Genomic DNA, 11,857 nt, shown 5'->3' with positions numbered 1-11,857 from the left:
GGCGAGTGGGGCGGGGCCGACCGCCGCGGCTGGCGGGCCCGCCCGGCCCACGTTCGCGGGCGGTATCGGTCGGCGGGACCTGCTACGTCGCCTGATGGCGGTGCTCGCGGCACCGGCCGGCGCCGCGATCTACGTGCTCTGGTCGGCCCGGACCTACGGCGACGGCCTGGCGCCGTTCACCCTCCAGCGCGACGAGGCCCGCCACGGCAGCACCGGTAACCCGGTGGCGGTGCTGTGGCACGCCGCCCGCGGGGCCTTCTCCGGCGAGCTGGGCACCGGACTGCACGTGCCGTGGCTGCTGCTCGCCCTGGTAGCGCTGGTGGTGATGGCCCGGCGGTTGCCGGTCTCCTACGTCCTGTGGAGTGCGCTGGTACTCGCGGCCGTGCTGACCGGCAGCAACCTCGACTCGGCGGAACGCTACGTCTACGGCGCCTTCCCGTTCCTCCTGGTCGCGGCGCTGGTCACCGCCCGCCGGGAGGTCTTCACGTTCGCCCTCGTCGCCTCGACCGCCGCGATGACGCTCTACGCCACGCTGGCCTTCGCCCTCTCCTACGTCCCCTGAGGCCCGCCCACCCTTTCTCGATCACGGTGTTCCGCGCAATCTCCTGTCGCTCCCGGACTCCGGCCGTTGCCCGACACCCGCCTCGTTGATCAAGGTGTTCCGCGGAACCGCGCCGCGCGCCCGGACGAGCAAGTTCCTCTCCACTCCGGGTCGTGGACGATCCTGGTCGAGTATCGGTTCTGGTGTCGTGTCCACCCCACCGTCGAGTCTCAGCCCACAAGCTCACCGGCGACGGCCGGGTGCAGTGCAGGGGAGGCATTGCGGTGCGATGTGTACGGTCTCGGGACCCAGAGCATGCAAAAGGTGCCGCAATCGGTCGGGTCGGGTCGGGTCGGAACTCGGGTTGGGTGGGCGCGGGTTGAGCCGGGTTCGGGCAAGCTTGTCTGGTGACTGGGACCGGGTCCTGGCGCGCGGTGTCGGCGATCAAGGTGTTCCGCGGAACCGCGCCGCGCTGTCGGGCGGACCCCGTTGAACAGGGAGCTTCTGCGGAGCACCCATTGCTCGCCCAACGACATGCGCTCCGAGTAGGAACCCGCAACAATCGGGCCCGCGCCGCGCCGCGGACGTTTGCCGGAGGTAGCCGGACAGTTAACGTAGTGGGACCGCGCGGTGGTCCTGCCCCCGGCCGCGACGGAGTATCTCCTGCGCGCATCTCACCGCCCGCCGCCTCCCGATCGTCCGCCACGGTCCCACCGTTCGCCGTCCCACCGTTCGCCGTCCCACCGTTCGCCGTCCCACCGTTCGCCACGTCGAGGTCAGGTCGCTTTGGCTGGAGTCGAGCTGGAATACCAGAAGCTGTACATGCCGCCGGGTACCGATCGCCGGGCGGCCGTGCAGATCCTGACGATGCACGCCGAGTTCGGCGACTGGGAGCTGGACCGCCTGCGGCTGTTCCCGGACGGGTCGCGCCGCGCCGTCCTGCGCCGCCGCCGGCGCCCGGGCGGCCTGCCCGGCTACCTGCCCACCTGACACCGCCGGCTGCCCCGCCGAACACGCCGACACGCCGACGCCGTCCGGGGCCGGTCAGCAGCAGCGGGGGCCGGTCAGCGGCCGACCTCCCGACGGACCTGGGCGGGAGTGCGCACCTCCACGGCGTCCGGGGTGATCCCGCGGGTCTGCAGATGGCGTCCCGACAGCGCCCAGCCGGCCAGAACCGCCGGTGGGCCCGGCCGGTCGGCGCCGTCCGGGTCGGCGCGGTCCGGATCGGCGCGGTCCGGGCCGGCGGGCTGGTCGAGGGACCAGACGTCGGCGCGGAACCACAGGTCACGCCATCGGGCGTCCTCGTCGGCCCGCAACTGGACGAAACGGCGATGCAGGACCTGCCGGGCGACCTGCGCCGCGGTACCCGGGCTGTGCTCGAAGCCACCCGAGGGCTCCGTCCGGTCGGCCATCCACCGGCCGCCATCCGAGCTGACCTGCACCAGGTAGGCGAAGGTAGCCGACAGGCGGTCCGCCTCGGCCTCGGCGGGCGGGCGGAGGCCGAAAGCGGACAGTGCGTCGTCGGTCACATCCACCATGATGTCACGCAGCGACCTCACCAATTACACGATGCGTGACGCTTCGCGCGGGAACGACCGGGAAAGTCCCCGCGATTCCCTCGGCCGGACCGGATGCGGGGTCGCTCGATGCACGCGAGGCACCAGACCTCGTCGCCCACCTGGCAGCTCCCGTAGGGCTCCGGGATCGGAGCCCCGCGCGACGGCGTCCGCGGGCCCGATGCGGCCGGTACCGCCGCCCCCACACCCACACCCACACCCACACCCAGAAATACGTCAATCATTAGTCGGATAATGCTATGGTTCCTCCGAGCTGCAAGTGACGGACGTCACTGAGCTACCTTGCCCGATCGTCCGAACCGGTGGAGCGAGCGTGGTAAATCATCTGAACTTCGTCCTCCTGGGTCTGGGGAACGGCGCCGTGTTCGCCGCCCTGGCGTTGGCACTCGTCGTGACCTACCGAAGCTCGGGGGTACTCAACTTCGGCACGGGCGCCCTGTCGTTGCACGCGGCGTACACCTACGCCCTGTTGCGCGACGGGAAGATCCTGGTGCCGGTTCCCGGGCTGCCGGAGACGATCGGACTGTCCGGGCCGGTCGGGCTCTGGCCGGCGATCGTCATCACGGTCCTGTACGAGGCCGTGCTCGGGGTGCTCCTCTACCTGCTGGTGTTCCGCCCGCTGCGGGCGCACCTGGCCGTGGCCAAGGCGGTCGCCTCGCTCGGGATCATGGGCCTGTTCACCGGCATCATCACCATGCAGGTGGGTGGCGACCAGATCCTGGTCGAGCCGATCCTGCCTCGCCACACCTGGCACGCGGGCGGCCTGCGGCTGCTCTCCGACCGGTTCTGGTTCGTCGCCATCATCGTGCTGATCGCCGCCGCGCTGGCCGCGATCTATCGCTTCACCAGGTTCGGCACCGCCACCCGCGCCGCCGCCGAGACCGAGGTCGGCGCGCTCGTCAGCGGCCTGTCACCGGACCTGCTCGCGCTGGCCAACTGGGCGATCAGCGCCGCCGTCGCGGGCATCGCCGGCATCCTGATCGCCCCGCTGGTCCCGCTGGTGCCCGGGACGTACACGCTGTTCATCGTCCCGGCCCTGGCCGCCGCCGTGCTCGGGCGGTTCTCGCTGCTCGCGCCCGCCGTCCTCGGCGGCATCGGCATCGGCGCGCTGCAGTCCGAGGCGGTCTACCTGCAGACCCGGGCCGACTGGTTCCCCAGCAGCGGCGTCGCCGAGCTGATCCCGCTGGTGATCGTGCTCGCCGTGCTGGTCATCCAGGGCCGGCCGCTGCCGACCCGCGGCATGCTCCTGGAGCGGACGCTGGGCCGCGCGCCGCGCCCGCACTCGGCCTGGAAGCCCGCCGTCGTGCTCGTGCCACTCGCCGTCGTGGCGATCTACGTGGCGAACGACAGCTACCGCGGCGCGCTGATGGAGACGTTCATCGCTGGTGTGCTCGCGCTCTCGCTGGTGGTGGTGACCGGCTACGTCGGCCAGATCTCACTTGCCCAGCTCACGCTGGCCGGCGCCGCCGGATTCCTGCTCTCGACCGTCAGCCATGCCTGGCACATCCCGTTCCCGATCTCGCCGATCCTGGCCGCGCTCGGCGCCGCCGCCATCGGCGTGCTGGCCGGCCTGCCGGCGCTGCGGATCCGCGGCATGCTGGTCGCGGTGGTCACGCTGACGCTGGCCGTCGCGCTGGAGGCGATCTGGTTCCGCAACAACGACCTCAACGGCGGCACCGGCGGCGCCCCGATCGCCAACCCGTCGCTCTTCGGCCTCGACCTGGGGATCGGCACCGGCAAGGCGTTCCCGCGCCCGGAGTTCGGGCTGCTGTGCCTGGCCGTGCTGGCCGCGGTCGCCATCGGCGTCGCCCACCTGCGGCGCAGCAGGCTCGGCTCGGCGATGCTGGCGGTCCGCGCGGACGAGCGGTCGGCCGCGGCGGCCGGGATCAGCGTCGTGCGGGTGAAGCTGCTCGGCTTCGCGATCGCGTCGTTCATCGCCGGCCTCGCCGGCTGCCTGACGGCCTACAAGCAGACCACCGTCACGTTCACCTCGTTCAGCGCACTGCTCGGCCTGAGCGTCTTCACCACCGTCTTCCTGGCCGGGATCACCTCGGTGTCCGGCGGGCTGCTCGCCGGGGCGCTCGGGATCGGCGGCGTGTTCTACGTCTTCCTCTCCCGGACGATCGACATCGGCGAGTGGTATGGCATCGTCAGCGGCCTCGGTCTCATCGGCGTCGTGATCCGCAGCCCGGACGGTATCGTCGGCCCGGCGCACCTGGCCGCCGAGAAACGGCGCCGACGCCGGCTGTCCACCGGCCCGGCCGCCCCGGCACCCGCGCCGACATCCGCCGCGGCGGGCGCGCCCCCGATCGCGGAGCGCCGTCCCGCCGGTGCGCGGCTGTCGATCTCCGGCGTCGGCGTCACCTACGGCGGCGTGACGGCCCTGTCCGACGTGACGATCGACGTGGCGCCCGGGACGATCGTCGGCGTGATCGGCCCGAACGGCGCCGGCAAGACCACGATGATGGACGCGGCCTGCGGGTTCACCGCGGCGGCCGGCGAGATCACGCTGGCCGGGCAGCGGCTCGACGGCCTGCCGCCGCACCGCCGGGCCCGCCACGGGCTCGCGCGCACCTTCCAGGGACTCGACCTCTACGAGGACCTCACCGTCGAGGAAAACCTGATGGCCGGCCAGCACGCCGCCCGGCCAGGTGCGCCGTCGCTGGACGAGCTGCTGACCTCGCTCGGCCTGTGGGAGGAGCGCGGCCGGGGTGTCGGCGAGCTCTCGCAGGGCCAACGCCAGCTCGTCTCGATCGCCCGCGCGCTGGCCAGCGGACCGCGGGTGCTACTGCTGGACGAACCGGCCGCCGGGCTCGACCCGACACACAGCGCATGGCTGGCAGTGCGGCTGCGGGCGGTGCGCGACCGCGGCGTGACGATCGTGCTCGTCGACCACGACATGCGCTTCGTCCTCGACCTGTGCGACACCATCCACGTCCTCGACTTCGGCCGGCAGATCGCCGACGGACCCCCGCCGGAGATCCGGGCCAATCCCAAGGTCGCCAAGGCCTACCTCGGCTCGACCCACGCGGCGCCCTCCACCCACCCGGCGACCTCGAACCACCCGGCGACCTCCACCCACACGGCGACGGAGATGGCGTCATGAGCGTGGCGCTGACCTGCGAGGGACTCTGCGTCGGCTACCAGCGCACCACCGTCGCCCGCGGCATCGGCATCGCCCTCGGCCGCAACGAGATCCTGGCCGTACTGGGGCCGAACGGCGCCGGCAAGACCACGCTGTTGCTGACCCTCGCGGGGTTCCTCCCGCCGACCGCCGGCTCGATCACCGTCGACGGCAGGGACGTCCGGACCGGCTCGGCCCGCCGCATGAACCGCGCGGGCGTGGTGCTGGTGCCGGACAGTCGGGCGCTGTTCACGAACCTGAGCACCCTGCAGAACATCGCGATCGCCGCCCGCAGGGGCGGCGCGACGGTGAGCGGCGTCCTCGACCTGTTCCCGCAGCTCCGTATCCGGGCCAAGGTCAGGGCCGGGATGCTCTCGGGCGGCGAGCAGCAGATGCTCGCGGTCGCCCGGGCGCTGGTGCAGGGGCCGCGGGTACTGCTCATCGACGAGATGAGCATGGGCCTGGCCCCGATCATCGTCGAGCAGCTCATGCCGCTGGTCCGCACGGTCGCCGACGAGACCGGCACCGCGATCGTCCTCGTCGAGCAGCACGTCCACCTCGCGCTCGACGTCGCCGACACGGCCATGGTCCTCGTGCACGGCGACGTCTCCCTCGCCGGCAGGGCCGCGCAGCTCCGCGACGACCCGAGCGCGCTCGAGGTCGCCTACCTCGGCTCGGCCGGCTCGGCCGGCTCGGCCGACACGGCCGACACGGCCGACACGGCCGACACGGCGGTGGAACCGACAAGCGCCGGATGACCTTCGAAACGGACAGTCGTCAAACCAGCGGAGATCGGGCCGGCGACGCACGAACGGTGCAGGCCGCACGTCCCCGCGCAACCGGCAGGAGGGTCCTATGGGCCTGTTACGGACGGTTCGCCGCAGCGGCTGGCTGATCAGTGGCGTGCTGGCACTGTCGCTGGCCGTCCCGGCCTGCGGCGGCGCTGACAGCGGCGGCGGTGACAGCGGCGGCGGATCTCACGGCGCCGCCGGCGCAACCCCGGCCGCCGAGGTCCTCGGCACGCCGAAGCCGGCCACCGGCGCACCCGTGACGATCGGGTTCATCAGCGCGTCGGCCTCGGACAGCCTGCTGTCCGCGCAGTTCCAGCGGGTCGAGCAGGGCCTGCAGGTGGCCCTGAAGTACGCCAACCAGTACCGCGGCGGTATCGCCGGCCGCCCGATCGCCCTGTTCGTCTGCCAGGGCGGCGAGACGCCGGCCGGCACCCAGGACTGCGCCAACCAGATGGTCAACCGAAATGTCTCGGCCGTCATCAGCACGTTCACCGCGCAGGGCGCATCGGTGGTGCCGGTGCTGACCAAGGCGAAGATTCCGTACATGTCGCTGAGCGGCACCTCGACCGAGGAGCTCACCAGGCCGGGCGCGTTCTCGCTGACCGGCGGGTTCTCGGTGGGGCTGGCCGCATTCGCCGCCTACGCCCACGACCATGGCGTCAGGAAGATGGCGATGCTTGCCATCGACGGGCCGGCCGTCCTGCAGGCGGTCAACGGCATCGGCGGCATCGTCTTCAGAAACGCCGGCGTCGGGTTCCAGACCGTCGCGGTACCGGTCGGGACCGCCGACATGACGCCGCAGATGCAGGCGGCGGTCTCCGGTGGCGCGGACGCGGTCAGCATGGTCGGCGACCTGACGTTCTGCACGTCCTGGCTGCAGGCCTACCAGACGCTCGGCCTCGACCTCCCGCGTTACATCATCAACACCTGCATCGATCCGACCACCCTGAAGGCCTACCGGCCGATCCTCGCCGGCTCGGTCATGACCGCGTCCGCGAGCACCGACGCGGCGACCGCGGACGCGACCCTCTACGGCGCGATCACCAGGACCTACGACCCGAAGATCGACCCGGACCCGGCCGTGAGCGTCGGCCAGTCCTCCGGTGCGATCACGCTGCTGTCCTTCGTCAACCTGTTCACCGGCTTCACCGGCGACCCGACGCCCGCCGTCATCACCGCGCGGCTGCGGGCCGCGAAGAACGTCCCCCTCTTCCTCGGCGACGGGACGACCTACACCTGCGACGGCAGGGCCGTCCCGATCCTGCCCAACGTCTGCTCGGCCGAGGCCCAGATCGGCACGGTCACCGGCGACGGGACGGTCAAGGACGCCACGGTGATCGAGACGACCAGGCTGTTCAAGCCCTGACGCACCGGCAGCGGGGGCCGGGGTGCTCAGCCGGCGAGCAGGTGCCAGGCGGGCGGCTCGCCGTCGACCTCGCGGACGAGGCCCCGCCGTTCCAGGGCACGCAGGTGGGCGAGCGCCTCGGCGAGGGCGGCGCGCTTCATGAAGCCCTCGATCCGATCCCAGGGGCGGGACCAGGTCATCTGGCGGCAGACGTCCCAGGCGGTCGCGGTGCCGTCGGTGCCGCGCAGGGCGGTGAGGACCTCGCCAAACCGCTCGTCGTGGTGGTCGCGTAGCGCGGCGAGCCGGCCGGTCAGGTCCGGGAACCGGTGCTCGTGCGCCGGCAGCACCTCGGTGGCCGGGAAGGCGCCGGCGTCGTCGAGCCGGCCGAGCGAGGCCAGGTAGTCGCCGAGCGGGTCCGCGTCCCCGACCGGCGAGAACGGAATGTTCGGGGTGATCCGCGGCAGCACGTGGTCGCCGGAGAGCAGGACCCGGTTGGCCGGCTCCCAGAAGCACAGGTGCCCGGGCGAGTGCCCGGGGGTCCAGACCGCCCGCAGGTCCCAGCCGGGGATGTCGGGTCGGTCGCCGTCCGCCAGCAGCACGTCGGGCAGCGCCGGCGCGGGCAGCGGTCCCGGTGGCAGCGCCACCCGGTTGAGCGCTTCGATCTCGCCGGCCGGCGCGCCGGCGCGCGTCAGCAGCTGGTTCATCCCGGCGAGCATCTCGGCCGGCTCGGCCGGGAACTGGTCGAGCAGCGCGGCGTCCGCGGGGTGCAGCGCCACCCAGGCCCCGGATTCCGCCCGGATCCGGCCGGCGAGGCCATAGTGGTCCGGATGCATGTGGGTGGGCATGACGCCACGGATGTCGCCGATCCGGTAGCCGGCGACGGCGAGACCCGCGCCGAGCGCGTCGAACGCCTCGGCGGTGTCCCAGCCCGAGTCGACGAGGTAACCGCCGGCGTCGGTCTCGAACAGGTACACGAACACGTGCCGCAGGCCGGCGGTCGGCAGCGGCACCGGAATGCTCCACAGCCCGGGTCGCAGCCGCTCGACGGGGGGCAGCGCCACGCCGGCGGGCTGCGCGTTGCCGGCGGGCTGGGCGTTGCTGGAGGGCTGGGCGTTGCCGGGCGGCTGCGTCAGCGAGGTCATCGGTTCCGGCCTGCCGCGGGCGGCAGGGGGACGTGCGGGAAGAGCTCGTGGAACGCGCCGATGCGGATGCGTTCGCTGGCGACCGGGTCGACGCCGTCGAACAGCTCGTGCAGGGTCTTCTGGGTGTGGCCGAAGGTGCCCTCGAAGTGCGGGTAGTCACTGCCCCACAGGACGTTGCGCCAGCCCATCGCCACGTGCGCGGCGACGGCCGACCCGTCGTGCTGGAACGACGCGTAGACCTGGTCGAACAGGTACTCCGACGGCGGCCTGGACAGCACCGGGCGCACGGCGGCGCTGTGCTGGCGGTAGCCCTCGTCCATCCGGTCGGCGATGAACGGGCCCCAGGTGGCGCCGCCCTCGGAGACGAGGACGCGCAGCTCGGGGTGGCGGTCGAGGGCACCGGCGGCGATGAGCTGGGTGACGGCGCGCTGGCCGCCGTAGGTCGTCTCGACGTAGTTGAGCACGGCGCCGCCGCGGCCACGGTAGTGGACGCCGGTGCGCTCGGTCGGATCGTGGGGCTCGGTACCGATGTGGAAGGCGATGACCATGCCGGTCTCGGCGAACGCCGCCCACATCGGGTCCCACTCCTCGTCGTTCCAGATCGGCCGGCCCAGCGGCGGGCGGGTCGGCAGGAAGCCGGCGGCGAACCCGTCCGCGCTGGCCCGCCGGATCTCGGCGACCGCGTCGTCGACGTCGAGCAGCGGGATCGACGCCGCGCAGACGAACCGCGACGAGGAGCGCTGGAAGTCCAGCGCGAACTCGTTGAGCGCCCGGACGCCGTGCCGGACGACCTTCGGCGTGCGGATGTTGAAGGTCCAGATGCCGAGCGACGGGTAGATGACCTCGGCCCAGATGCCCTCGTCGTCGAGGTCTCGCAGGCGGTGCGCCGCATCGTTGCCACCCAGGGCGCGGCGCAGGAAGTCGTCCTCGGTGGAGTCGACCGGCCGGGCGTTGATCCCGAGGCCCTTCTTCTTCGGCGTGCCCGGGGTCGGCTGCGGCACCTCCCGGCGGAACTCCTGGCCGTCGATGTAGATCGTCTCGAACGCGCCGCCGGGGTCCTTCACGCTGCGCGGCAGCAGCTCCTTCACGTCCGCCGGCAGGGACGAGAACAGATCCGGCGGCTCGATGATGTGCGAGTCACCGGAGTTCGCCCAGATCTTGCCCTCGGTCACGTCTGTCATGGTTCCCGCCTCCTCCATGATCGCTTTCTCCTCTCCGGGCCGCGCCGACCGTCGACGGGGCCCGTCCGTCAGACCGAGCGGTCGACGCCCGCCCAGAGCTGCGCCCGGATGGCGGCCCTGGACAGCTTTCCGGTCTCGGTGCGGCGCAGGTGCGCGCGGAACTCGACGACCCGCGGGCACTTGTAGCTGGCGAGCCTCGACCGGCAGTAGGCGATGAGCTCCGCGGCCAGCTCGTCGTCCGCCCGGACGCCCGGCTCGGGCTGGACGACGGCGCGGACCTGCTCGCCCCACTCCGGGTCGGGGGTGCCGACGACGGCGACGTCGGCGACGGCGCGATGACCGAGCAGTGCCGCCTCGACCTCCGCCGGGTAGACGTTCGTGCCACCAGTGATGATCATGTCCTTGGCCCGGTCGGACAGGAAGAGGAAGCCGTCGGCGTCCAGGTGGCCGACGTCGCCGATGGTGAACGCGGAGCCGCGGTGCACCTGCTCGGTCTGCTCCGGGTCGTCGCGGTAGGCGAACGTCCGCGCGCCGACGTCGATGTAGACGGTGCCGCGCTCGCCGGGGCCGAGATCGTGGCCCTCGGCGTCGAGGATGCGGACCCGCACGCCGCGCACGGGCCGGCCGACGGTACCGGGCCGGGCCAGCCAGTGGTGCGGCTTGGCGATGGTGGCGGCGCCCTCGGTGCCGCCGTAGGTCTCCCAGATGATCGGGCCCCACCAGGCGAACATCTGCTCCTTCACCGCCGATGGGCAGGGCGCCGCCGAGTGCACGACCACCTGGAGGCTGGACAGGTCGTAGCGGTCCCGGACGTCGTCGGGCAGGCGCAGCAGCCGGACGAACTGGGTGGGCACCATGTAGCCGGTGGTGATCCGGTGCTTCTCGATCAGCCGGAGCGTTTCCTCCGCGTCGAACCTTTTCATGATCACCAGCGCCTGGCCCACCTGCAGTGCGCCCAGGAAGAAGCCCTGGCAGCCGCCGTGGTGCATGCCCGCGGAGACCAGGTGGGCGCCTTGGAGCGGGAGGAACTGGAACGCCCGACCGAACTGCTTCATCGAGTCGGCCAGGTCCGCCGGGTCGATGTCCGGCATCGGCGTGTTCCGGGCGATCGCCTTGGGCCTGCCGGTCGTCCCCGAGGTGTAGATCAGCGGCATGCCGGCACGGCGGTCGGCGGGCTTCGTCGTCGGGTGGCCGGCGAGGAGATCCTCCTGACGGCGGTAGCCGGGCAACTCGCCGCCGACGCTGACCAGCAGCGGCGCCGAGACCACCCGACCGGCGCGCTCGGCGTACTCGGTCGAGACGACCAGGGCCCTGGCCCCGGCGTGCGCGATGATCGTCTCGAGCTCGGCCGCGGCCGCCATCGGGTTGAGCGTGGCGAGCCGCCAGCCGGTCTCACTGGCCGCCAGCATCCAGACGATCATGTCGACGCCGTTGGGCAGGACGGCGGCCACGACGTCGCCGTGGGTGAGGCCCGCGGCCCGCCCGGCGTGCACCACCTGGTGCGCCCGACCGGCGAGCTGCGCGTAGGACAGCACCTCACCGGTGGGGCACGCGGCGATCGCCGGCTGGTCGGGATGGTTCTCGGCGATGTGCCACACGCCCAGCGGGCGATCCCAGGGATGCTTCATCGGCCCACGCTTCCCGTCCCGGGTGCCAGCCTCTGACGCCCGGCTCTAAAAGAGGCTTATATTTACTCTACTAAACGGTGAGCGGTTCGCGTCAACACCGCCCGCGAGCCACCCGGCCGGCCGGGCCCGCCCGGCGGCCGTACCGGGGCGCAACCAGCGACGAGTTGCCAGGAGGCAGGCATGGCGATCGCCATCAGCGAGGAGCACCGGGAGCTGGCCCGCGCGACGCGGGCCCTGCTGGCCTCGCACGAGGCACGTGCCGCGAACCGCGCGTTACTGGAGGCCGACCAGGAACCGCTGCCGGAGTTCTGGACGGAGTTCGCCGACCTCGGGCTGCTCGGCCTGCACCTGCCCGAGGAGCACGGCGGCGGTGGCGGCGGACTTCCGGAACTGGTGGTCGTCGTCGAGGAGCTGGGGCGCGCGGCCGCACCGGGGCCGGCCGTCCCCACCATGGCCGCCGCCGCGGTGATCGCGACGGCCGGGACGCCGGCCCAGCAGGCCAGGTTCCTGCCCGGTCTGGCCGCGGGC

Annotated in this window: 9 protein-coding genes and 1 pseudogene; 6 read left to right on the top strand and 4 right to left on the bottom strand. The window is 72.5% G+C overall.

Annotated elements, in window-relative coordinates:
- Window positions 1-562 (top strand): annotated as a pseudogene (locus ND748_RS15635) (hypothetical protein); the annotation flags it as partial.
- Window positions 563-1,327: 765 nt separating this feature from the next.
- Window positions 1,328-1,531, top strand: coding sequence for a DUF5703 family protein (locus ND748_RS15630; protein ID WP_248815936.1), 204 nt, complete (start codon window positions 1,328-1,330; stop codon window positions 1,529-1,531).
- Between the two features lie 74 nt (window positions 1,532-1,605).
- Here ND748_RS15630 and ND748_RS15625 read toward each other — a convergent pair whose 3' ends face one another.
- Window positions 1,606-2,100 (bottom strand): hypothetical protein, encoded by a 495-nt coding sequence (locus ND748_RS15625; protein ID WP_251746538.1) that lies wholly within the window; start codon window positions 2,098-2,100, stop codon window positions 1,606-1,608.
- Window positions 2,101-2,431: 331 nt separating this feature from the next.
- Here ND748_RS15625 and ND748_RS15620 point away from each other — a divergent pair, with 331 nt between their 5' ends.
- The 3 genes from ND748_RS15620 (at window position 2,432) to ND748_RS15610 (ending at window position 7,399) form a co-directional block, all read left to right on the top strand.
- Window positions 2,432-5,224 carry a branched-chain amino acid ABC transporter permease/ATP-binding protein gene (locus ND748_RS15620; RefSeq protein WP_251746537.1) on the top strand — a complete coding sequence of 931 codons (2,793 nt, stop codon included), beginning with the start codon at window positions 2,432-2,434 and terminating at the stop codon, window positions 5,222-5,224.
- Entirely contained in the window at window positions 5,221-6,000 is a 780-nt protein-coding gene (locus tag ND748_RS15615) for an ABC transporter ATP-binding protein (protein WP_251746536.1), read from the top strand. The genes ND748_RS15620 and ND748_RS15615 overlap by 4 nt, the downstream gene beginning before the upstream one ends.
- A 97-nt stretch (window positions 6,001-6,097) precedes the next feature.
- Window positions 6,098-7,399 carry an ABC transporter substrate-binding protein gene (locus ND748_RS15610; protein WP_251746535.1) on the top strand — a complete coding sequence of 434 codons (1,302 nt, stop codon included), beginning with the start codon at window positions 6,098-6,100 and terminating at the stop codon, window positions 7,397-7,399.
- 26 nt (window positions 7,400-7,425) lie between these two features.
- Here the strand turns inward: ND748_RS15610 and ND748_RS15605 are convergent, their stop codons facing one another.
- The 3 genes from ND748_RS15605 to ND748_RS15595 form a co-directional block, all read right to left on the bottom strand.
- The gene (locus ND748_RS15605; RefSeq protein WP_251746534.1) at window positions 7,426-8,520 is read right to left on the bottom strand and encodes an MBL fold metallo-hydrolase; all 1,095 of its coding nucleotides are present in this window, start codon (window positions 8,518-8,520) and stop codon (window positions 7,426-7,428) included.
- Window positions 8,517-9,701 (bottom strand): amidohydrolase family protein, encoded by a 1,185-nt coding sequence (locus tag ND748_RS15600; protein ID WP_251746533.1) that lies wholly within the window; start codon window positions 9,699-9,701, stop codon window positions 8,517-8,519. The genes ND748_RS15605 and ND748_RS15600 overlap by 4 nt, the downstream gene beginning before the upstream one ends.
- A 68-nt stretch (window positions 9,702-9,769) precedes the next feature.
- A complete protein-coding gene (locus tag ND748_RS15595) occupies window positions 9,770-11,329 on the bottom strand; it encodes an AMP-binding protein (protein ID WP_251746532.1) in 1,560 nt (519 codons plus the stop codon).
- 180 nt (window positions 11,330-11,509) lie between these two features.
- Between ND748_RS15595 and ND748_RS15590 the strand changes: the two genes are divergently transcribed.
- Window positions 11,510-11,857 (top strand): acyl-CoA dehydrogenase family protein (locus ND748_RS15590; RefSeq protein WP_251746531.1); only part of this gene is annotated, 348 nt, incomplete at its 3' end.

Origin of the sequence: Frankia sp. AiPs1 (assembly GCF_023716945.1) — a bacterium.
Classification (GTDB): domain Bacteria; phylum Actinomycetota; class Actinomycetes; order Frankiales; family Frankiaceae; genus Frankia.
Note: the sequence above shows the minus strand (reverse complement) of the source record. Positions and strands in the feature narration are given on the sequence as shown.